The 23099-nt window shown below is 62.3% G+C and carries 18 protein-coding genes and 1 pseudogene; 8 read left to right on the top strand and 11 right to left on the bottom strand.

Annotated features, from left to right (window positions below):
• Window positions 1–60: 60 nt before the first annotated feature.
• From OU02_RS03625 to OU02_RS03605, 5 genes are all read right to left on the bottom strand, one after another.
• On the bottom strand, window positions 61–1038 hold the full coding sequence (locus tag OU02_RS03625; RefSeq protein ID WP_033488786.1) for a TerC family protein: 978 nt from the start codon (window positions 1036–1038) through the stop codon (window positions 61–63).
• Window positions 1039–1095: 57 nt separating this feature from the next.
• Window positions 1096–3207, bottom strand: a complete 2112-nt coding sequence (gene uvrB / locus OU02_RS03620; protein ID WP_033488785.1) for an excinuclease ABC subunit UvrB — start codon at window positions 3205–3207, stop codon at window positions 1096–1098.
• A gap of 8 nt (window positions 3208–3215) precedes the next feature.
• On the bottom strand, window positions 3216–3857 hold the full coding sequence (gene coaE, locus OU02_RS03615; protein WP_033488784.1) for a dephospho-CoA kinase: 642 nt from the start codon (window positions 3855–3857) through the stop codon (window positions 3216–3218).
• Between the two features lie 107 nt (window positions 3858–3964).
• Window positions 3965–5446 carry a 30S ribosomal protein S1 gene (rpsA, locus tag OU02_RS03610; RefSeq protein ID WP_022858591.1) on the bottom strand — a complete coding sequence of 494 codons (1482 nt, stop codon included), beginning with the start codon at window positions 5444–5446 and terminating at the stop codon, window positions 3965–3967.
• A gap of 142 nt (window positions 5447–5588) precedes the next feature.
• Window positions 5589–6473, bottom strand: a complete 885-nt coding sequence (locus OU02_RS03605; RefSeq protein WP_033488783.1) for a bifunctional methylenetetrahydrofolate dehydrogenase/methenyltetrahydrofolate cyclohydrolase — start codon at window positions 6471–6473, stop codon at window positions 5589–5591.
• Window positions 6474–6597: 124 nt separating this feature from the next.
• Between OU02_RS03605 and OU02_RS03600 the strand changes: the two genes are divergently transcribed.
• The 3 genes and pseudogenes from OU02_RS03600 to OU02_RS03590 all read left to right on the top strand — a co-directional run bounded on the left by OU02_RS03600 (window position 6598) and on the right by OU02_RS03590 (window position 9409).
• Window positions 6598–7626 (top strand): metal ABC transporter solute-binding protein, Zn/Mn family, encoded by a 1029-nt coding sequence (locus tag OU02_RS03600; protein WP_101428656.1) that lies wholly within the window; start codon window positions 6598–6600, stop codon window positions 7624–7626.
• Window positions 7627–7668: 42 nt separating this feature from the next.
• Window positions 7669–8229 (top strand): annotated as a pseudogene (locus tag OU02_RS09205) (ATP-binding cassette domain-containing protein); the annotation flags it as partial.
• Window positions 8230–8572: 343 nt separating this feature from the next.
• On the top strand, window positions 8573–9409 hold the full coding sequence (locus tag OU02_RS03590) for a metal ABC transporter permease (protein WP_033488781.1): 837 nt from the start codon (window positions 8573–8575) through the stop codon (window positions 9407–9409).
• Window positions 9410–9425: 16 nt separating this feature from the next.
• Here the strand turns inward: OU02_RS03590 and ispF are convergent, their stop codons facing one another.
• Window positions 9426–9899 (bottom strand): 2-C-methyl-D-erythritol 2,4-cyclodiphosphate synthase, encoded by a 474-nt coding sequence (ispF, locus tag OU02_RS03585; protein WP_033488971.1) that lies wholly within the window; start codon window positions 9897–9899, stop codon window positions 9426–9428.
• Window positions 9900–9907: 8 nt separating this feature from the next.
• The gene (locus OU02_RS03580; RefSeq protein ID WP_033488780.1) at window positions 9908–10504 is read right to left on the bottom strand and encodes a CarD family transcriptional regulator; all 597 of its coding nucleotides are present in this window, start codon (window positions 10502–10504) and stop codon (window positions 9908–9910) included.
• Between the two features lie 136 nt (window positions 10505–10640).
• Here OU02_RS03580 and glgB point away from each other — a divergent pair, with 136 nt between their 5' ends.
• Genes glgB through OU02_RS03565 form a run of 3 tightly spaced genes read left to right on the top strand, consistent with a single transcriptional unit; the run spans window position 10641 to window position 14704 of the window.
• Window positions 10641–12893, top strand: coding sequence for a 1,4-alpha-glucan branching protein GlgB (gene glgB, locus OU02_RS03575; protein ID WP_033488779.1), 2253 nt, complete (start codon window positions 10641–10643; stop codon window positions 12891–12893).
• 18 nt (window positions 12894–12911) lie between these two features.
• Window positions 12912–13625, top strand: a complete 714-nt coding sequence (locus tag OU02_RS03570) for a response regulator transcription factor (protein ID WP_033488778.1) — start codon at window positions 12912–12914, stop codon at window positions 13623–13625.
• A complete protein-coding gene (locus OU02_RS03565; RefSeq protein WP_033488777.1) occupies window positions 13625–14704 on the top strand; it encodes a sensor histidine kinase in 1080 nt (359 codons plus the stop codon). The genes OU02_RS03570 and OU02_RS03565 overlap by 1 nt, the downstream gene beginning before the upstream one ends.
• On the opposite strand, the gene OU02_RS03560 is transcribed toward OU02_RS03565, so the two are convergent.
• A complete protein-coding gene (locus OU02_RS03560; protein ID WP_080720477.1) occupies window positions 14699–15424 on the bottom strand; it encodes a ComF family protein in 726 nt (241 codons plus the stop codon). The two genes, OU02_RS03565 and OU02_RS03560, sit on opposite strands and share 6 nt — an antisense overlap.
• Window positions 15421–16245 (bottom strand): HAD-IIB family hydrolase, encoded by an 825-nt coding sequence (locus OU02_RS03555; RefSeq protein ID WP_033488776.1) that lies wholly within the window; start codon window positions 16243–16245, stop codon window positions 15421–15423. Before OU02_RS03555 ends, OU02_RS03560 begins: the two co-directional genes overlap by 4 nt.
• Before the next feature lie 82 nt (window positions 16246–16327).
• Between OU02_RS03555 and OU02_RS03550 the strand changes: the two genes are divergently transcribed.
• On the top strand, window positions 16328–16756 hold the full coding sequence (locus tag OU02_RS03550) for a metallopeptidase family protein (RefSeq protein ID WP_080699175.1): 429 nt from the start codon (window positions 16328–16330) through the stop codon (window positions 16754–16756).
• A gap of 9 nt (window positions 16757–16765) precedes the next feature.
• On the opposite strand, the gene OU02_RS03545 is transcribed toward OU02_RS03550, so the two are convergent.
• Complete coding sequence (locus OU02_RS03545; protein ID WP_033488775.1) at window positions 16766–18310, bottom strand: DUF5719 family protein; 1545 nt, start codon at window positions 18308–18310, stop codon at window positions 16766–16768.
• Window positions 18307–21405, bottom strand: coding sequence for a glycosyltransferase family 2 protein (locus OU02_RS03540; protein WP_033488774.1), 3099 nt, complete (start codon window positions 21403–21405; stop codon window positions 18307–18309). Before OU02_RS03540 ends, OU02_RS03545 begins: the two co-directional genes overlap by 4 nt.
• Window positions 21406–21615: 210 nt before the next feature.
• Between OU02_RS03540 and OU02_RS03535 the strand changes: the two genes are divergently transcribed.
• Window positions 21616–23049 carry an LCP family glycopolymer transferase gene (locus OU02_RS03535; protein WP_033488969.1) on the top strand — a complete coding sequence of 478 codons (1434 nt, stop codon included), beginning with the start codon at window positions 21616–21618 and terminating at the stop codon, window positions 23047–23049.
• Window positions 23050–23099 lie beyond the last annotated feature (50 nt).

Here is a 23099-nt window from a genome sequence, read left to right as displayed (position 1 = left end):
TGTGAGCGCTCACATTCTCTGTTCTACCGGCATGTGGGTACATTGCGGCACAACCATGGGTCATTTGGATTCCACGGATTTCATTTTGACGACGCTCGCGAGGGCCGCGCCGCCGATGGCAAGCACAATGACCGCGAGCGAAAGCCACGTCGGCACTTCGGGCACCGCCGTGATCGGCTGTCCATCGTTGATGAACGGCAGCGTGTTGCCGTGCAGCGCCTCCATGATCAGTTTGACGCCGATGAACCCGAGCACCACGGACAGGCCGAGCGGCAAGTAGACGAGTTTGTCGAGCAATGCGCCAAGCAGGAAGTACAGCTGCTGCAGGCCCAGCAGTGCGAAGACGTTCGACGTGAACACGAGGAACGGATCCTTCGTCAGGCCGAAAATCGCAGGGATTGAGTCAAAGGCGAACATGACGTCGGTCGTGCCGATCGTCAGGAACACGAACAGCATCGGCGTCCAGTACTTGACGCCGTTCTTCGTGACGCGCAGCTTCTCCCCCTCGTAATCGTTGGTGATTCGCGAGAACTTGCGCAAGACGCGGATGAGGGCATTCTCATGGAACTCCTCATCATCGTCTTCGCCTCGCGCCACTTTGACGGCCGTATAGATCAGGAAGGCGCCGAAGAGGAAAAACACCCATGTGAACCGCTCCACGAGCGCGGCGCCAATGAGGATGAACACGCCGCGCAGCACGAGCGCGATCGTGATGCCGACCGACAGTACGAATTTCTGCAGCTTCTTCGGCACGGCGAAATTCGATATGATGATGACAAACACAAAGAGGTTGTCGATGCTGAGCGAATATTCGGTGAGCCAACCCGAATAGAACTCGATGGCGGGCTTGGATCCGGCGATCCACCAGATCAGCCCGCCGAAGATGAGGGCCATCGCCACAAAGAACACGATATGCTGCACACATTCCTTGGTGGAAGGCACATGTGGGCGCCGGCCCAGCACGAACAGGTCGACGATGAAGAAGACGGCCAGCACAATGTATGTGCCGATCATGAATGCTACGGGTGTCTCAGCCATAAGCACCAAGCTTACGGAGCGTTGGCGACGGAACCACAGTTCCGCCGCCCTGTATGCCTACCGCTTCGCTTCGGTCATGGCGCGCAGTTCCTTCTTCAAGTCGCGGATCTCGTCGCGCAGACGCGCCGCAAGCTCGAACTGGAGCTGTTCGGCGGCCGTGTGCATCTGGTCGGAAAGCTGGCGAATCAGATCAGCCAGATCCTGCGCCGGCAGCCCCGCCTTGAGGATCTCCTCATGGCGGCGGTCCGCTTCCTCGGCGCTGATCGAAGGCACCCCCAGATGGGAGTTGCCGGCCTTGTTGGCGTTGCGGTAGCCGCCTTCGAGCAAGGTCTGCGTATCCACATCCTCTTTCGCGAGCATGTCGTTGACATCACTGATCTTCTTGATGAGCGGCTTGGGGTCAATGCCATGTTCCTTGTTGTAGGCAATCTGAATCTCGCGGCGCCGGTCGGTCTCCCCGATCGCCTTGTCCATGGCCGCTGTCATCTCGTCGGCGTACATGATCACCATGCCCGACACATTGCGCGCGGCGCGGCCGATCGTCTGGATGAGCGAACGGTACGAGCGCAGGAAGCCTTCCTTGTCCGCGTCGAGGATGGCCACGAGCGAGACCTCAGGCAGATCGAGGCCCTCACGCAACAGGTTGATGCCGACGATCACGTCGATCTTGCCTTCGCGCAGTTCACGCAGCAGCTCGACGCGCCGCAATGTATCGACATCGGAATGCAGGTATTCGACCTTGATGCCGCGTTCAAGCAGGTAATCGGTCAGGTCCTCGGCCATCTTCTTGGTCAGCGTCGTCACAAGCGTACGCTCGCGCTTCGCCACGCGGTCTTTGATCTCCGCGAGCAGATCGTCGATTTGGCCTTCGACCGGACGCACCTCGACTTTCGGATCCACGAGCCCGGTCGGGCGGATGATCTGCTCGACCACGCCGTCACTCAAGCCGAGCTCATAGTCACCGGGCGTCGCGGAAAGATAGACGGTCTGCCCCACGCGATCAAGGAATTCAGGCCATTTGAGTGGCCGGTTGTCCATGGCGGACGGCAGGCGGAAGCCATGTTCGACGAGTGTGCGTTTGCGGCTCGCATCGCCTTCGTACATCGCGCCGATCTGCGGCACGGTCACATGCGACTCATCGATGACGAGCAGGAAGTCGTCAGGGAAGAAGTCAAGCAGGGTGTGCGGCGGCGTACCCGGCGCACGGCCGTCAAAATGCCGCGAATAATTCTCCACGCCCGAACAGACGCCCACCTGGGCGAGCATCTCCAGATCGTACGTGGTGCGCATGCTCAGGCGTTGCGCCTCAAGTTCCTTGCCCTGTTTGCGCAGTTCGGACACCCGCTCGTCGAGTTCCTTCTGTATCGACGAGAGCGCGCGCTCCATGCGTTCTGGACCGGCCACGTAATGCGAGGCAGGGAAGATGTGCACTTCGCTCTCCTGACCGATCACATCGCCGGTCAGGGGATGCAGCGTGGAGATGCGGTCGATTTCGTCGCCGAAGAACTCAATGCGGATCGCGAGCTCCTCGTATACCGGGATGATCTCCACCGTGTCGCCGCGCACGCGGAATGTGCCACGGGCGAAGGCGATGTCGTTGCGTTTGTACTGCATGTCGACGAACTGGCGCAGCAAAGTGTCCCGGTCGATCTGCTGGCCTTCCTTGAGGAACAGCATGCGCCCGGCGTACTCCTCCGGCGTGCCGAGGCCGTAGATGCACGAGACCGTGGCGATCACCACGCAGTCGCGCCGCGTGAGCAGATTCGCCGTGGCGGCGTGGCGCAGGCGTTCCACGTCGTCGTTGATATTGGAATCCTTTTCGATGTAGGTGTCGGTCTGCGGAATATACGCTTCGGGCTGGTAGTAGTCGTAGTACGAGACGAAGTAGCTGACGGCGTTGTCGGGCATCAGTTCGCGGAATTCCGCGCACAGCTGCGCGGCGAGTGTCTTGTTCGGCTCGATGATCAGCGTGGGGCGCTGCAGCCGTTCGACCATCCACGCCGTGGTGGCGGTTTTTCCGGTGCCGGTCGCGCCCATCAGTACGACGTCGTTCTCGCCGTTCTCGATGCGCGTGGCGAGTTCTTCAATCGCGTGGGGCTGGTCACCAGAAGGCTTGTACGGTGACTTGACCACGAACGGTTTGTCGGTGCGCTCGATATTGAATCCCATGGCGATCCTTACTCCTCGTCGAACCATTCCTCAACGAGATTATCAACATAATCGAACATCTGTTCTAACGGCTGGGTTGCGTCGATGACGACATCGGCGTACCGCAACCGGGAAGCGTCATCGCCCTGCTCGCGTACACGCACGCGCGCCTGCTCCTCGGACATGCCACGCGTATCAACAAGCCTGCGTACACGCACATCTTCCGGCGCCACAACGCAGGCCACAGCGTCGAATGCGAACGGAATCGATTCCATGACCTCTCCCAACAACGGGATGTCATGGACGATGACGTGTTTGCGGCCGTCGCCCACGATCTGCCGTTCCCTATTGCGGGCAAGCTCATAGATTTGCGGATGCATGATGCTGTTCAGCGTGGCGACTGCGTTTTGCGGCACGCCCTCGCCGAACACATGCTCGGCCAGTGCACGGCGGTCGATGCCACCCCTCTCGTTCAGAATACCGGGGCCGAACGCCCCCACGAGCGGGTTGATGGCCGGCGAGCATGGTTCCTGCAGGATATGCGCAAGGAAGTCATAGTCAATCACATCGGCTCCATCTTGAGCCATTCTGGACGCGACGGTACTTTTGCCCGCGGCAATGCCGCCCGTGAGCGCGACGCGTATGCACTGCTCCCCCCCAATGGTCTGCATGATATTGCCTCCTTGTCATGCACACGCCCCACAAGACCCATATGGCAGGAGGCGCCATGCGCGCGTTGCGCATGGCGCCTCCTAGATCGAAGCTAATGCCCAGCCACTCACTTCTTCTCGCTCAGCAGCTGCTCACGCAGAGCGGCCAGCTGGTCGGAATCGGCAAGCGTGCCGGTGGACTCGGTCTCCGACGAGTAGTTCGAGGTTTCCTCGACCTTCTCTTCGTTGGCGGCGTTCTGGCCGTCTTCGGCGGCCGAAGCCTCGGCATTCTCGAGTTCCTTCGCGACGAATTCCTTGTGCTGCTCCCACAGATCGTGGGCCGCGGCGTACTGGGATTCCCATTCCTCGCGCTGCTTCTCGTAACCGGGGATCCACTCGTTGGTGTTCGGGTCGAAGCCCTCCGGGTACTTGTAATTGCCTTCCTCGTCATACTCCGCCGGCATGCCGTAGAGGGCCGGATCGAAGTCCTCGGAGCTCGGGTCAACGGAGTCATTGGCCTGCTTGAGCGACAGCGAGATGCGGCGACGGTCGAGATCGACATCGATGACCTTGACGAAGACCTCTTCGCCCGGCTTGACAACGGTCTCGGGGTTCTCGACGTGGCGGTTGGCGAGCTCGGAGATATGCACGAGGCCTTCGATGCCGTCTTCAACGGAGATGAAGACACCGAACTGCACGATCTTGGTGACCTTGCCACGCACGATCTGGCCGGGGACGTGGGTGCGCGCGAAGCGCTGCCACGGATCTTCCTGGGTGGCCTTGAGCGAGAGCGAGATGCGCTCGCGGTCGAGATCGACGTCGAGCACCTCGACGGTGACCTTGTCGCCGACCTTGACGACCTCGGACGGGTGGTCGATGTGCTTCCAGGACAGCTCGGAGACGTGGATCAGGCCGTCAACGCCACCCAGATCGACGAATGCGCCGAAGTTGACGATGGAGGAGACCACACCTTCGCGGATCTGGCCCTTCTTGAGCTGCGAAAGGAAGGTCTCGCGCACTTCGGACTGGGTCTCCTCGAGGTACTGGCGACGGGACAGGACCACGTTGTTGCGGTTCTTGTCGAGCTCCAGGATCTTGGCCTTGATCTTCTGGCCGATGTACGGCGACAGGTCGCGGACACGACGCATCTCGACGAGCGATGCCGGCAGGAAGCCACGCAGACCGATGTCGACGATGAGGCCACCCTTGACCGCTTCGATGACGGTGCCTTCGACAACGCCGTCCTCTTCCTTGATCTTCTCGATGTCGCCCCAAGCGCGCTCGTACTGCGCACGCTTCTTGGACAGGATCAGACGCCCTTCCTTGTCTTCCTTGGTGACGACAAGGGCCTCGATGGTGTCGCCGACCTTGACGACCTCATCCGGATCGACGTCCTTCTTGATGGAAAGCTCACGCGAGGGAATGACACCCTCAGTCTTGTAGCCGATGTCCAGGAGGACTTCGTCGCGATCGACCTTGACGACGGTACCTTCAACCAGATCACCATCGCTGAAGTTCTTGATGGTGGAATCGACTGCCTTGATGAAGTCGTCGACGGTGCCGATGTCGTTGATGGCGACCTTTTCGACTTCTGTATTGTTCTGTGCCATTAATGTGGTTCTTACAAATAGTTGGATGGATAGGTTCGTTCTTCAGTTATGCGTAAGGCCGGCCTTTCAGTCAGCCAATCACCTATACTAACCGCAGCCATGCCCAAATCCTTCCACGGATTTCGGGCGTGTCGCAGGGTGTTCAGGCAAGGCCGGCGGAGCGTTCCGCGGCCTCGACCACATTGCGCAGCAGCATCGCCCGCGTCATCGGCCCCACGCCGCCCGGATTGGGGGTGTATGCGCCCGCGACGCCGTAACAGCCATGGTCCACGTCGCCCTTGATGCGCATGCGGCCCGCCTCATCGTCATAGACACGCGAGACGCCCACATCGACGAGCACCGCACCGGGCTTGACATCTTCGGGCGTGACGAACCCAGCCTTGCCCACCGCCGCGATCACCACATCTGCCGAACGGATATGGGAAGACACGTCCCGAGTGCCCGTATGGCACAACGTGACGGTGGCATCCACGTCGCGCCGCGTGAGCATCAGGCCGATGGTGCGGCCGATCGTGATGCCACGCCCCAGCACACACACCTCTTTGCCGTGCAGGTCCACGCCATAATGGTCGAGCAGTTCGATCACACCTCGCGGTGTGCACGGCAGCGGCGTGGTCAAGGGGCCACTCGTATGCAGTACGAGTTCGCCGAGATTGAACGGGTGCATGCCATCGGCGTCCTTGGCGGGGTCGATCGCATCGATGACAGCATTGGCGTCGATGCCCTTCGGTAGCGGCAATTGCACGATGTATCCAGTGCATGCGGGGTCGGCGTTGAGCGCGCCGACGACGCCAAGCAGTTCCTCCTGCGTGATGTCCGCCGGCAGATCGTGCCTGATCGAGGCGATGCCGATCTCCTCGCAATCCTTATGCTTGCCGGCAACGTATTTCACCGACCCCGCGTCTTCGCCCACGAGCACCGTGCCGAGTCCGGGAACCACGCCATGAGCGCGCAGCCGCTGTACACGCTCAGCCAAATCGGCCTTCACTTGCGCCGCCACCGCTTTGCCGTCGAGTATGATTGCCATGAGAAAAGCACCTTTCCTGTTCGATTCGCTTCGCCATATCGTATGACGTGGGGAGCCCGCGCCGCCGTACCGTCTCACGACGGTACGGCATACGGGATGCATCGCATCAACGGAGGACCACACCATGACGCACGCACGATTCCATTCACGCATCCGCATGGCCATGGGAGCGCTGTGCGCCATGGCCATGGTGCTGGCGGCAGCCGCCTGCAGCTTCAACCCGCAGCCTGAACACCCCACCGCGAGCGCGACGAAGACCCCTACCGGACCCATCACGCTCACCGCGTCCCTCAACCAATGGGGGTCGCTCGCCTCCGCGATTGGCGGTGACAACGTGAAGGTGACGTCGATCCTTTCCTCGGCCACAGTCGACGCCCATGACTTCGACCCCACGGCACAGGATGTGAAGGCATTGCGCAACGCGGACGTGGTGCTTGTCAATGGCGCCGGCTACGACACGTGGGCAAGCAAGAACATGGCGTCATCCACCACATGCATCTCCGTGAGCGACATCGTGGGTGCCATGGATGGCGACAATCCCCACCTGTGGTTCTCGCGCGACGCCCGCTTCGCCATCGCGAGCGAACTGGCCGACACCTTCAGCCGCCTACGGCCAGGCGAGAAGAAGACGTTCTCAAAGAACCTCAAGGCATGGCAGGAGCGTGAAGACACGTTGGAACGCCATATCCACGAGTTCAGCAAGGCACATCCGGACACAACATACGCCGCCACCGAGGATGTGGCGTATTACCTCATGAGCGACATGGGCTTCGAGGACCGCACGCCGCAGGGGTACACGCAGGCGATGATGAACGACACCGAGCCCACCGCCGCGGATATGCACGATTTCAAAGCGATGCTCGCCGATGACGGCGTGGACTTGTTCGTCAATGGTGTACAGACCGCCACCGAGCTGACCGATGGACTCGTCAAGGACGCCCAAAGCGCGAACATCCCGGTGCAGGCCGTCACCGAACAGATGCCAAGCAACTACAAGACCCTTACCGACTGGATCGACGTGCTCTTCACACAGATCACGGAGAAAGTCGACCCGTCGTTCGTCCCCTCGGCCGAAGACGACGGGTCCGCGTCAAGCGAAAACCCCAGCCCGCGGACGAGCACAACCACCCGTTCGTCCGCGAAAGCCGACTGAGCGACACCGGGACACACGAACACCGCACACAAAGGAGTACTGATGGAACAGACGCGCACGCGCGTCACCGCGGACGATCCGTGCATCGTCTGCACGGACGCCGCGATCCGCCGCGGTGACACCACCATATGGAGCCATGGCACCTTCGCCATTCCCCGTGGCACCGTGACCGCGGTCGTCGGCACGAACGGCGCCGGCAAGACGACGCTGCTCAACGCCGAACTGGGATTGATTCCGCTGTCGCATGGCAGCATGCGTGTGCTTGGCGGCGCGCCGGGCGCGAACAACGCGCGCATCGGCTATGTGCCGCAAAGCTATACGTCCGACATCGACTCGAGCCTGACCGCCGAACAATCCGTGCTCTTGGGATTGACCGGCACGCGGTTCGGCATCCACCCCGTCACGCGGGCCCAGCGGGCGAAGACGCGTGAGGCCATGGAGTTCACCGGCATCGCCGACAAGGCGAAACTGCGCCTGTCCGAATTGTCGGGCGGTCTGCGCCAACGCGTCGCCATCGCCCAGGCCCTGGTGAGCGATCCCGAACTGTTGATGCTCGACGAGCCGCTCGCCAACCTCGACTTGGCGAGCCAACGCGCCACGGTGCGCATTCTCGCGCAACTCAACTCAACGCTTGGCATGACGATCCAGATCGTCGCCCACGACCTCAACATGCTGCTTCCCATTCTGGATGGCGCGGTGTATCTGCTCGACGGGCATCCGCATTACGCCCGTCTTGACCAGGTGCTCGATTCCGACCTGCTCACCCACCTATACGGCACGACAGTGCAGGTCGTGACCACGCCGCAGGGCGACATGTTCGTGACCCCGGCGCTCACCAAGCCGGACGCATCCGCCGACACGCACCGCACCGATGAAGTCGCGCAATTCCACCACCATGAATACGACCACGACCGCGCACGGTAGACAGTAGAAAGACCCTGTGCACATGAATTCACTCACCTACGACCCGCAGTGGGTCTTGACCATTACGTCCCCCTTCATGCTCAACGCGTTCATCGCCGGGCTGTGCATCGCGCTCGCCGCCGGCGTGGTGGGGTATTTCACCATCGCGCGCAATTCGACGTTCGCGGCACATGCCTTGGCGCACATCGGTCTGCCCGGAGCAACGGGAGCGGTGCTGCTGGGACTTCCCGTCTCATTCGGCATGGGCGCGTTCGCGCTTGGCGGCGCCTTGGTGATTGCGGCACTGGGCAAACGCGCGTCGCAACGCGAAATCGCCACAGGAACGGTGCTCGCCTTCGCCACTGGCCTTGGTCTGTTCTTCGCCCGTATGTCCAGTTCCGCCTCGCAACAGTTCCAATCCATCCTGTTCGGTTCCATCCTCACGGTCACCCCAGCGCAGATCGTTGGATTCGCGGCGTTCGACGTCGTGCTGCTGGCCGTGCTCGCCGTCACCTACCGTCCCCTGCTGTTCAGCTCGCTCGACGAGCAGGTGGCACAGGCAAAGGGCGTGCCGATCGGGCTGATGAATGTGCTGTTCATGGCGGTGCTCGCCGGAGTGATCACGATCGCCGTGCCGGCGGTAGGCACATTGCTCATCTTCGCGCTGGTGGTCACTCCCGCCGCCACCGCCACGATGGTCACGACCACGCCGATGCGCGCGATCGTCGTCGCCACCGCCCTCTGCCTTGTGTCAATCTGGGGTGGCCTTGTGCTGTCGGCGATGTTCCCCGCTCCCCCGAGCTTCATCATCGTCGCGCTCTCCACGCTATGCTGGGGCATTGCGAAAGGCATCGAGGCGGCGCGCCACCGCACGGCGTAAGCGGGTATGTGCGCGCCTAGCGTACTTCGACAAGCGCGGTGGCCGTGGCGGCAATGCCTTCGCCGCGGCCCGTGAACCCCATGCCATCGGTCGTGGTGGCGGTCAGTGAGACCTGGCATCCGCAGATTGCGGACAGCTGCGTTTCCGCTTGGATACGGCGGGGGCCGAGTTTTGGCCGGTTGCCGATGATGCACACCGCGATGCTGCATGGTGTGCATCGATGCGCATGCAGGTGTTCCATGGTACGGGTGAGCATCGCGGCACCGCTCATACCCGCGCCTTGAGACGACTTCCCCACGCCGAACAATGTGCCGATGTCACCCAGATGCGCGGCGGAGAGCAACGCATCGATCATGGCGTGCACGACTACATCGCCGTCGGAATCCCCCTCGATTCCATTGCCGTCCCATGCAAGTGTTGCGAGCATAAGGGGCCGGGGATCGCGCTCGTCGGCGAACCGATGCGCGTCGACCCCCTGCCCTATGCGCAACGATTCGTTCACTTCTTCTTCGACTTCTTGTTTTCGGACTCCAGACGGGCCAACGTGTCGGAGGCGGCCTCTTCAGGGGCCTGGGTGTGGTGGTCCTCATCGCCCGGCTGCGGCTCGGAGTAGCCGAGGTTGACGTCGAGCAGACGCTGGGCCTCCTCCTCTTCGAGTTTCTCCGAAAGGGCGATCTCGGATGTCAGGATGCTGCGCGCCTTGGTGAGCATGCGCTTTTCCCCAGCGGAAAGACCGTGCTCGTCCACGTCCCGCTGCGCAAGATCGCGCACAACCTCGGCGATCTTGTTCACGTCGCCGGTCGAGATCTTCTCAACGTTCAGCTTGTAGCGACGCGACCAGTTCATCTCTTTCTCGATGATCGGCGTGCGCAGTATCTCGAAGACCTTGGCCACCTCGTCACCGTCGACGATGTCGCGCACGCCGACCTTCTTGACGTTGTCGACGGGCACGAAGATCTCCAGATCGTCGCTCGACAGGACCGAAAGCTTGAGGTACTCACGGGTCACACCCTTGACCGTTCGCTCGGTCACGGCTTGAACCTTTGCCGCCCCGTGACGTGGATACACGACCATGTCGCCGACCTTGTAACCCATGAATCCTCCGTGAGAATAACCATAAAACCCAAACAATTATGGCACTTTCGGTGGACTTGTGAAGTTTTGTTGAAAAACAGACTTAATTTACGCAAAACGCGCCCCGCGAGCGCCGCGACTGGCTTATTCTCATTACATGACAAACAATACATTTGACATTCAGGCCATCGTCCCCGTCAACGACGATCAGCTGGACGCAGTGAGCCATGCTGCCTTCTACAACCCCCACGAAATCCTCGGAGGCCATCTGGGCTCCGGCCAGTACGAGGACACGTGCACGATCCGTGTATTGCGACCGAAGGCCCAGTCGGTGACGATCGTCACCAAGGACGGCGAGACGCAGGCCCAGCCGGAGCACAACGGTGTCTTTGTCGCCGTTGTGCCGGCCGTGAAAACCGACGATGGATACGGTGTTCCCGACTACCGCATCCGCACGGTCGCCGAAGACGGCACGACGAGCACGCAGGATGACCCCTACCGCTACCTGCCCACGGTGGGCGACATGGACCTCTACCTGTTCGGTGAAGGCCGCCATGAGCGTCTGTGGGAGGCGATGGGCGCCCATGTGAAGCGCTATGACGACTCCATGGGCTCCGCGGATGGCACCGACGGCGGTCAGGTGGTCGGCACCGCATTCACTGTCTGGGCGCCGAACGCCCATGCCGTGCGTGTCGTCGGCGACTTCAACAATTGGGACGGCACGTGCCACGCCATGCGCGAACTCGGTTCCTCGGGCGTCTGGGAACTCTTCGTTCCCGGTGTGCAGGACGGCGAGATCTACAAGTACCACATCCTCAACACCTACAACAATTGGGAGATGAAGGCCGATCCGATGGAACGCTCGCATGAGATTCCGCCGCGCACCGGATCGATCGTCGTCGACTCCACCCATACATGGCAGGATGACGAGTGGATGGGCAAACGCGCGCAGACCGACCCGCATGAAGGCCCGATGAGCATTTACGAAGTGCATGCCAACAGCTGGCGTTCCGACGTGCATGACTACCGCCAGCTCGCCGACGAACTTGTGCCGTACGTGCTCAAGCTCGGCTACACCCATGTGGAGTTCATGCCGCTTGAGGAATACCCGTACTCCGGATCGTGGGGCTATCAGGTCACCGGCTATTATGCGGTGGATTCCCGTCTCGGCGGCCCTGACGACTTCAAGTACCTGGTGGACAAGTTCCATCAGGCGGGTATCGGCATCATCATGGACTGGGTGCCGGCGCACTTCCCCAAGGACGCTTTCGCACTCGGCCGTTTCGACGGGACCCCGCTGTATGAGGATCCGGACCCGACACGCGGCGAGCACCCGGACTGGGGCACGTACATCTTCAACTTCGGGCGCCGTGAGGTGCGCAACTTCCTCGTGGCGGACGCCTGCTTCTGGCTTGACGAATACCACATCGACGGCCTGCGCGTGGATGCGGTGTCGTCCATGCTCTACCTCGACTACAGCCGCGAACCCGGTCAGTGGCACCCGAACAAGTTCGGCGGCCGCGAGAACCTCGAGGCGATCGATTTTATCAAGGAAGCCAACGCCACGGCGTACAAGAACAATCCCGGCATCGTCATGATCGCCGAGGAATCGACCGCCTACCCGGGCGTGACCGCGCCGACCGACCAGGGAGGCTTGGGTTACGGCCTCAAGTGGAACATGGGTTGGATGCACGACACGCTCGAATACCTGCATGAGCAGCCGATCAACCGCAAATGGCACCACAACGAGATCACGTTCTCGATGGTGTACGCCTATTCGGAGCATTATGTGCTGCCGATCAGCCATGACGAGGTCGTCTACGGCAAGGGATCGCTCTTCGGCAAGATGCCGGGCGATGATTGGCAGCGGTATGCCGGCGTGCGCGCACTGTTCGCGTACCAGTGGGCACATCCGGGCAAGAACCTGTCGTTCATGGGCAATGAACTGGCGCAGTACGGCGAATGGGACTACGACAACCAGCTGGATTGGAACTGCCTGAACTGGCCGAACCACCGTGGGGTGCAGGAGCTGGTCTGTGACCTCAACAAGTTGTATGTGCAGTCACCTGCCTTGTGGAGCCAGGATTTCACCCCCGACGGCTTCCAGTGGCTGACGAGTGACGACAGCGACCACAATGTGCTGAGCTTCATGCGCATCGGCAAGAACGGTGAGCAGATGGTGGTCGTGGTGAACTTCTCTGGAACCGCCTGGCAGGAATACCAAGTGCCGCTGCCGCAGGGCGGCCGTTGGCGTGAGGTGCTCACCACGGATGACAAGAAATACGGCGGTTCCGATATCCACAACACCGACATCGAAGCCAATGCGGGCGCGTACCACTCACGTGATTGGTCCACTCGTATCACTGTTCCGGCGCTGGGAGCCGTATTCCTGGTTCCGGACAACCAATGAGAGTAAAGACCAGAAGTCATGGCTTCAAAAAATGACAAACCTTCGCATACCGTCCTGGTCGTCGAGGATGAACCGACACTCGCCTCGTCGATCGCTCAGCGGCTTTCGTCTGAAGGATGGGATGTGCATGTGGCGCAGGATGGCATCAGCGCCGTCCGTGCGGCGGTACAAGTGCGCCCCGACCTCGTCATCATGGATGTGATGCTCCCGGGCATGGACGGCGTCGAGGCCACCAAACGCATCGTGTCGCACCACCCGGTGCCTGTGCTCATGCTCACCGCGCGTGACGATGAGACCAATGTCATCATCGGTCTGAGCGCCGGTGCGGACGATTACATGACCAAGCCGTTTTCGATGCGCGAGCTGCTGGCGCGGTGCAAGGCGCTGTTGCGCCGCGTGGAACGCGCCAAAGTGATCGCCAAGAACAGCGAGGACGCGAAGATCCTCGATTTCGGCTCAATCGTGATCGACCCAGCCACACGCCGTGTGACGCTCAACAACGAAGCCGTGCACCTGACCCCGACCGAATTCGACCTGCTCACGACCTTGGCGCGCAAGCCGAAGTCCGTGCTGACACGCGAGCAACTGCTCGAGGAGGTCTGGGATTGGGTCGACGCCTCCGGTACCCGCACCGTCGATTCGCATGTCAAGGCCCTGCGCCACAAGCTGGGTTCCAGCACCATCAGGACCGTGCATGGGGTCGGCTACGCATTTGAACCGCCGGAGCAGTGATGCCGACCACCAAGACCAAGATGGGGCGCGACGAAGCACAACGTGATGCGAAGCGCCCCATCTCCTTACGTGCGGAACTGACCATTCTGATCGTCGTTTCGAGCGTCCTGGCATTCGTGCTCGCATGGATCGCCACGATGCTTGGATTGAACGGATGGATCGCGCTGCCAGTCGCCATCGCCGCGACACTGGTGTTCACCTACGTCACATCCCGGCATCGGACCAGTCCTTTGGCCCAAATGATCGACGCGGCGGAGGCCATGGCCGAAGGCGACTATTCCGCGCGCGTGCATCTCAAGAAGAGCAGCCGTGACGAAGTGGGCGAACTCGCCGCCGCGTTCAACACCATGGCGGACGAACTCGAACATGCCGACCAGATGCGGCGCGACATGATCGCCAACGTCAGCCATGAATTGCGCACGCCGGTCTCGGCGCTGCAGGCGATGGTCGAGAACATGGCGGATGGCATTGTGGAACCGACCCCCGCGAACATGGAGAGCATCCTCACGCAGACACACAGGCTTTCGGACCTCATCTCGTTCCTGTTGGACCTGTCGCGTCTGGAAGCGGGCGCCGCGAGTCTGGAGATTGTGCCCATCCACCTCGCCGAGTTCATCAGTGAGACCACCGGACCGCTCGAATATACGGACGCCGACCATGGACACACGATTGAACAGCGGATTCCTGATGATCTCAATCTGGAGGGCGACGAGGCGCGACTGCACCAGCTCTTCACCAACATCATCGCCAACGCGCTGAAGCATTCGCCCGACAATACGGCGATTCTGATCGAGGCCCACGACGACGACAGCAATGACACCATCGTGGTCAATGTGGTCAACTTTGGATCGCATATCCCCGAATCGGTGCGCAACGACATCTTCCGCCGCTTCGTCAAGGGCAAGTCCGGTCCGGGAACCGAATCGGGCGGTACCGGGCTCGGCCTGTCCATCGCGCGTTGGGCGGCGCAGCTCCATGGCGGCACCGTGCAGGTCATCAATGACCCCCGCGGCGTCAATTTTAAAATCGTGCTCCCCCGCTATCCGCAGATCACCGGACAGGGCGACGACGAATTATGATCGATCCGGTGCCCGCGGCGGCGTATGGGCGAGTGCCAGCCCCGTGAGCACCGTATTGCCCCGTGCACGCAGGACATCGATGCATTCGCGCATGGTGGCTCCCGACGTGACGATGTCATCGATGACGATGACCGGCATGCCAGCAGGCAGGCGCACACTGTTCCGGCAGCGGATATGGCCGGCGACGCGCTCACGTCTCCCCTGTGCGGACGACGTCTGCACCGATTTGGTGCGTACTCGCCTGACTTGCAATGCGCGGTGCACGCGCGCATCCACTCCCCATGCGCGCAGTTGCACGGCCAAGGCATCGGCAATCGGGTCAAGCTGACTGCGGCCACGCGTACAGATGGATAGCCATGACGACGGCGCGGACACAATGCCCACGGCCTTTACATGGGCAAGTGCGCCGTAGAGTGGCTCGGAATGCAGCAACGCAGCCATGGCGTCACTGAACGGACCGTCGCATTCGGCGTCGCCATGGTCCTTCCACGCGAGCACCGCACGTCGCAATGGACCGCGATAGCTCCCACACGCCATGCCGACCCCGCACACAGTGGCCGGAAGGTCGAAGCGCACCGGCTGCGCCAGACCGCGCATGCATGTGGCGCACAGCACTTCGTCCGGAGCGCCACACCCCGCACAGCCGCGCGAGAACAGCACATCGCGCGCAGCGTGCACGGCATCGGTCACGGCGGCAGCGGCGCCTGACATCCTGTTCATGACATGCGGGGACGGTGCGTATCGTACCACTCGATGATCGCCGTGCACAGACGCAGCGTCTCTTCGGGCCCCGTGACCCGGATCGCCATCGTCCCTGCTTTCGCCGCAGGATAATCGTTGCCGTCGGGGTCTAGTCGGTCGCCGACGAACATCATCGATTCCACCGGCACATCGAGGATACGGGCGAGCTCGCGTACGGCGTAGGATTTGTCGATGCCCCGGCCGGACACATCCACACTTGTGGAGCCGCCGGAGCGCACCAGCAGATGCGGCACGTCCTGTTGCACCGCCTGGGCGAGCCTGTTCTTCTTCTCATTGGTGGGGTCCCATGCCTCTTTGGCGTCCACCGGCGCCTGCTGGCCCAACGCGGAAAACGTGATTTGGCTTCCGCGGTCCTCGATGCGGTCTCCCCATGTGTGCTCCTCCCACAATCCCATGGCGCGGGCGTGGCGTTCCAGCGACGCGATGGCCGCCCGACGGTCTTCGGTGGCGAGATCGCGCTGGTAGATGGGGACCCATGCCCCGCCGGACCACCGGAAGTAGCGGGTGCCGGTCGTTGGCATGAGGTGGAGGTGCGTGCGGTCGGCCATGTCGGTGAGCACGTCAGTGACCTGGCTTTCCAGCAACGGCATGGCACCGCCAGAGATGATGGCCACCGGCATCAGGGTCGTCAACGTGGACAGCGCCTGCGCCATGTCCGGGTGCATCGGTTTCTTCGAACGGGCGAGGGTGCCGTCCAGATCGAAGGCGGCCACACGCATCCTCTCGCATAGCGCGTTGATGTCCACCTGCGCGCAATCCACGCTCACCGGTTCGCCCATGTTGCCTCCTTAGGTGACGGCAGGTCTTCCGTACAGTAGCTGTATCGTAGCATTGCCGTGCCGATGGCTTACAGTTGGAGGCATGTTACAACCTCCGTGGAATGCCAAAGTCTACCGCAACCGCCATGGACGCGGGCTGCGCCGTCCGATGTTCGGCACGCGTCTGCCGCGGTACCGCACCAGAAGCGGCATGTTCGACGACATGGTCGTGGCCCAGATCCGACGGTTGTCCGAAGCGTGGCCGGATCTGGTGGCCCCACTCCAATTCGCCGTCGAGGATGTGCCGCCATCCGAGCCGGCGCCGTGGGAATCGGAACCGATGCTGTTCTCGCAAGGATTCCCCGCCGAACACGGCATACCGGCGCGCGTGGTGCTGTACCGCATGCCGTTGCAGGCCCACTCCCCCAACCGTATGGATCTGCAGTTCGCCATCCGCGATGAGCTTGTGGTGCGCATCGCGGAACTCTATGGACGGAGACCAGACGAGATCGACCCAGATTTCGGCGCATGACCGTTCTGTTCAGCGCACAATGGACGCATCGTTCCGGGCTGTGACGATCTGGCGTTGCACTTCAAGCGATGCGGCGGGCAAGTATGCGATGCCGGCCAGACCGCCCTTCTCGATGGAATCGTTCGCAAGGAACGCCCCCCATACCAACGATCCGGACTTCCCGGCCGTCTCCACCGCCACGACGCCTTTGCCGATCTCACCCGGGGTCAGGGTGACGGCCGAATTGGCGTCGACATCCACATCATGTTCCCCCACACGCTTGCCGGAGGCATCGTAACCGACAAAGGTCACCGTGTCCTGCGACTCCTTCATGTTGGCGACCACCATATTCGACGAGACATCCGCGGGAATCGCCAATGCGGCTTGATGCATGGCCGGTTCAGCGTTCACCACTGCATAATCCCGCTGCCCTTCGTCACCGGAGGCCGTCACACGCATTGCCAGCATGCAATCGTCATCGCTCTGCGCATAGACGGCGACCGCACCCTGCGGGGCCTTCCCCACCTCATGCGTGGCCACCGCGCCGGCGGCGATCGAGAACGAATCCATGGACACAAGCCCATGGTCGGTGATCCACGACAAGGTGACCTTCGTATCGTGGCGCGCGAAGGCATACACCATGGCACCGTCCCAGTCCTCACCGATGGGCATGGCCTGCTCTGTGGAGGCGTCGCGCAACGGCATGATGAAGTCATTGCCCTTCGGTGTCAGACCGTCCATCGCCACTGACCGGATCACCGCCCCGACCGGCGTGTTCTGGCTCGTGACCGTGACATACAACGCCTGCTGCCCGGGGGCAGCCGCATTGAGCATGACGGTGCTGCGCCCGTTGGCCGGCACGGTCACGGTGCTCGACGTGGAGAGCGCGATCTGCCCGCCTTCTGTGCCCCACGCGGCGATGTCCACGGATGTGGGCTTGTCGGATGTGTTGGCGAGCATGAGCTGCTGCGTGTTCCCCGTGGTTGTGGCGGGCACGAGGAACCGCTGCAGCAATTGGGTGGAAACGCATGCCGATGCCGCCACTCCCGGAATATCTCCTTCGGTGGCCCACGATGCCAGAGCCCCGGTGGCGCCGGTGCCGCTTTGCGCGCTGAGCACACGGGTCTCCAGCACCGAGGGGTCGTTCGCGTTCTGTGCCGATGAGACATAGGCCACCGCACCGTCGTCCCGGGTGGGGCTTTCGAGCACAGCCGCATCCACGCCATCGGCATCGGTGAGGTTGCGCGACTGCGCATGGAAAATCGATCCGAACGCGGCGTACCTGCGCCTCGATTGCAGATTGCCCACACTCGCCTGGAATTCCGTGTCTCCAAAGGCCTCAGTATCAGCCAAACCCATCTGGGCCGGGCAGTATTGCACAATCTGTTTGGGGCTGACCGTCTCCCGCACCTGCGCATTGGAGACCTGCGCAGTGTCAGCGCCGACGCCTTCAACCGGCAATACGGCCAGTCCCACAATGAGCGCCGCCACAATGGCGCCGGTGGCGGTCGTGACGATCGCTTTTCGTGTATGGTGTGCCTGATCGATCGACTTGCGGCTGGTGTGCGCGTTCATTCCTGTTCCTCCTTTGCGGCGGTGCGGCGCCGCGGAATGGCCACGAGGCAGTACAACACCACGATGATGCCGAGGCACCAGAGCCATGCGGAACGCCATGGACTGTGCTGGACCAGATGCTGTGCGCTGGCGTCGATGTGCTGGCTGGGGGTGGCGTTGAGCGTTAGACGGAAATAGGTGCCATCGGTGTTGCTCACGACCGATTGCGTGCCTTGCGACGCCGTGACGTTGGCGAGCAATTGCTCGCTCGCGCGAGCGCTGATATCACCGGATCCGCCAGTGACCACATGGATGCCGCCGAATCCCAAGTCGCTCAGGGTGGCGATGGCGTCGTCGTCACTGTTCGCCAGCAGATGTGCGCTCAACCGAGCCAATTGCTCATCGTCCGTGTCATGTTGCAGGCCGTATGCCGCGCTCACTCGGTATGCCGGTGAACTGTCGATCAGGTCACCGCGGCCCGTGCGCATGACCGAATACTCGACGGTGCCGTTGCCGCTCGCACGCAACGCGAGGATGCGCCGGTCGCCCTGCTGGTCAAGGTAGTCGCGCGCGACCATCGGCAAGCCTGATCCGGTGATGCCGATGCCGTCACGGGTGGCGATGGACCAGCCATACCAACAGCATGTGGCCGTGGCCACGGCAAGCAGCACAGCGATGGCGCCACGCCCGATGCGGCCAGCGGAATACGGCGATGCGGACTCTTCCGTGAGCCGGTTGAACGGTTTGACGGCCGAACCTGCCATCAATGCCACCGAAGCGAGAAGCCCGCATGCGGCGAGCGCAACGCCCGGCAGGACCGAGCCTCCGGCCACACCATACGGCATGACCGCCACGACGACTGCCGCGGAGACGATGGCGAGCGCGAATCCACAGATCGCCACCGTCCACAGGATCCGGCACGCGCGGAACACGGATGGGCGAAACAGGGCGATGATGGCGACCATGACGATCATGATCATCGTGATGATGATGCACGCGTCGCGGATGCCGTGAGGCGTGGCCCATGCCGACCACGTCTGCGGCGCGTCGATGCCGAAGGTGCGCCAGATGAGCGCGTTGAGGTTGAGGATCTCCGGGGTGCCGTTCACCGTGACGACCGGCACCATGATGTCGCCGAACAGTTGGCGCCACATGCCGTCTCCCCAGTACCGCACGGCGTTGACGAGGGTCGGTGCCAATGCAAAGGCCGCCGGGAACGGAATCAGCAGCAGCATGAGGCGGTGCCTGCGCACGAAGACGAGGAAGGCCACGAAGATCACGATGAGAGCCAGCAGCAATTGCGGTTCGGCCGCGACGGCGGGGATGAACATGAGGGCGGACGCCGCAGCGGCTTGGATTGATGAGCGCGGATTGACGGGTGCTTCCGTGCGGTACAGGCCGACCGCTTTGAACGACAACGCCAGAGCACCGGGAAGGAACACCATGACGGTGAGCATAGGCAGGTTCGCTTCGGCGTAGAGCCCGAACGCAAGCGCACAGCCGTACCACAGCAGGCCGCACAGCACACGGACCGTATCGGAGCGGGTGACGACGCCGGCGAGCGCCCAGAACGATAGCACGCACAATGGCGCGGAAAGGAAGAAGATGAGGGCCATCGCCACACTCACATGGCCGCCGGTGCACACACTGCACACCATGAGCACCAGAAGCCATGGCGTTGGCGGTACGGGGATGCCGGTGCCGATGCCGAACACCCATGGTGTGGTGGCTGATTCCACCAGTTGGCGGAATGTCGCATCGGTCGGCAGCAGTTGGTTGGAGTACATCGAGGTATCGGCGAACGCGTACCGTAGGATGCCCCAGTACATGATGACGGTGCAGATCAGGGCAAGCGCCGCCGCCGTGGCCGCAAGCGCCCAGCGCCGGATGAGGCGCGCGCGCAGATGGGCGGTGGCGAGCGGGTCGAGCACCACATTGTTGCATTGGTCGTTGAAGGCGTTGATGCGCGCATGCCATTGCCTGATCTGCTGTCGGTCGGCGGTCAATGGCGCCAAGGTACGCCATGGCACGGTGCTCGCCTTCTTGAGGCGGTGGCGTGCGCCAAGCGCTCCGGGAATGCCACAGAGCGCGATCCAGGGCATGCACAGCGTGCACCACGCCCGGTATGGGTTTTTGCGAAACAGCAGGCGGAGGGCGCTTGCGGCCGCGACGATGAGGCCGGCGATCCAGGCCAATGGCCACCATAGGGCATTGATGTCGGTGTACCGGTACTTCTGTTCGCCGGAAAGCTGTGCCATCGAGGTATTGGCCGCATCATCCTGATCGATTGGCTCGCCGCCTTTGGACCGCACGCCGTCCCACCGGGCGCGCCGGTGCGCGATACGGGCCTGCGGTACGACGACCACACGCTTGCCGTTGCGGCACAGCCTGCGGCAGAAGTCATCGGATTCGTCGAAGGTGCCGAACCACGGGTTGACGCCGCCCACGGCGGTCAGCGTGTTCATCGGCACGAGCGCGCCGGCGAGTGAGACGGCGAACACGTCACGGCGCGTGTCGTATTGTTCTTGGTCGGGTTCGCCATCCACGACGAGTGTCGTCACGCGGTGTAACGCGGCATAGGCTCCGACCGCATGCAGGTGCGTGCCTTCCCAGTCAAGCTGCTTGGCGCCAAGCAGCGCGGCGGTGGGGGTGTTGCGCCACGCGTCGAGCAACGCCTCAAGGCAGCGGTCGTCAGCCGGCCGGGAATCATCGTGCAACAGCCACAGCATCTTCGTCGACGTATCGATCTGCGCGGTGCGCAGCACCTTGGTCACCGCATCCGCGAACGATTTGGCCTGGGTCACGCGCACGAGCTGCACGCTGATGTGTTGCGGTTCAGGCACCTCCTGATAGACCTCGGCCACCGTGGGGATGATCTCGAAACCGGTCTGCACGGACTGGACGGTGTTCCCAGAGCAATCGGCGATGACGATCGTCGATGGCAATACGCTTTGCCGCAGCACCGATTCCAGTGTGCGCGGCAGGAAGCGCAGGTCGCGTTCCACGGTGATCACCGCTGTGACGTTCGTCACCGCCCGCTGGTCGTGTGAGTATGGGCGCGACGCCAACGCCTCGCCGATCACTTGCTGGATCTCGCTGTTGCCTGAGAGGGTCATAGTTGACAGTGTACGCAACAGGGTATATTCACCCGCCCGCATACTGCTGCATATAGGGGCTCATAGTGGCTGGCGCGCATGGGAATCGAGCCGATTCTCACATACATGCCTTATAATCGCAGAAGATTGCGGCTCGACAAGGGGCGGTGGGTGTGTTGCTCGCAGTGTTCCCGCGAGGCGTGACCGATGTCGACACGGAAAGGCGAACCGGTGGCTTCCCATAGCACAAAAGACACGCAACAGACGAATCTGGGCTCGACGGTGCCGCGCCGTCCACGCCATAGCGCGATCGCCTACACCATCCGCCACCGCGCACGCATGGTCATCGCATGCCTCATCGCCGGTGTGCTCGTCTTTGTTGGCACGGTGGCCGCGGCCACCTGGTTCAACATCGACCACGCGGTGCAGGAGCGCAGCGTAAACTCGCTCATCGAACATCAGGAATACCTCGACCCCAATGCCGGCCAGCCGATTCGTTTCGTGTTGATCGGGCAGGATTCCCGCGACGCCGGCAATGCCGACATCGCCGGCGACGGCGCCGAGAATGCCGGCGTGCACAATGCCGACACGACGATGGTCGTCGAGATCTCCGCCGACCGCCAGTTCATCAACCTCGTCTCGATTCCACGCGATTCGCTTGTGGATGTGCCGAGCTGCACCACGTCCAACGGCACGATTCCTGCCCAATACGGCGTGATGTTCAACTCGATTTTCAGCACCGCCTATGCTGTGGGCGGAGACCTTTCGTCCGCGGCGAGCTGCACAGTGAGCGCCATCAATTCCCTGACCGGTCTGAACATCTCCAACTTCATCGTCGTCGACTTCAAGGGCCTTGCCGCCATGATCGATGCCATCGGCGGCGTGGACGTGTGCGTCCCCGTGCACACCGTGGACGCCAATACCGACATGGATCTGCCGAAGGGCATGCACCACCTCGATGGCAAATCAGCCACCAACTATGCGCGCATGCGCTACGGCACAGGCACCGATGGTTCGGACATCATGCGCACCACGCGCCAGCAATACCTGATCAAATCGTTGTTCAACGAGGCGATCTCGAAGAATCTGTTCACGCAGACAAGTCAGCTCTACCAATTGGTGCGTGCAGCCATCAATTCGCTGAGCATCAGTGAAGGCATGGCGGACACCGCGGCGCTCGTGGGTCTGGCGATGAGCCTGCGCAACATGCCGCTCGACCATCTGTACATGCAGACTGTGCCGATCACCGCGGCGCCGACAGACCCGAACCGTGTGGTGTGGGCACCGGACGCGGACGACGTGTGGAACAAGTTCCGTGAGGACAAGCCGCTCTTCTCCACGGAGGACACCACGCAACCCGATGCCAACGGAGACGCCGATGGCACGGATGCCCCGGCCTCGCCGAGCGAAACCCCCAGCGCAGCGCCAAGTGAAACGGCCGACCCCTCGCAGCAGGACTCGCCCGCCGCGACGCCAGCCCCCACGATCGACCCGCTGACCGGCCTGATCAAGCAGCATGACGGCACGCTCATCGATCCGGAAACGGGTGGCATCGTGGATCCGGAGACCGGTGCGATCAAGGATCCCGACACCAACCAGTACGTGGGCATCGCCTACCAGTATCTCAACAGCACCGTGTGCGCGGTGCCTGCCACCAAGCAGTAGCCAGCCGCCAGCATCCCACCGATCGGTCATGCGCGAGGGCATGCCGTTGT

The organism is Bifidobacterium pseudolongum subsp. pseudolongum DSM 20099, from assembly GCF_000771225.1.
GTDB lineage: Bacteria > Actinomycetota > Actinomycetes > Actinomycetales > Bifidobacteriaceae > Bifidobacterium > Bifidobacterium pseudolongum.
The sequence above is the reverse complement of the archived record's forward strand: the minus strand, read 5'-3'. Positions and strand labels throughout refer to the sequence as shown.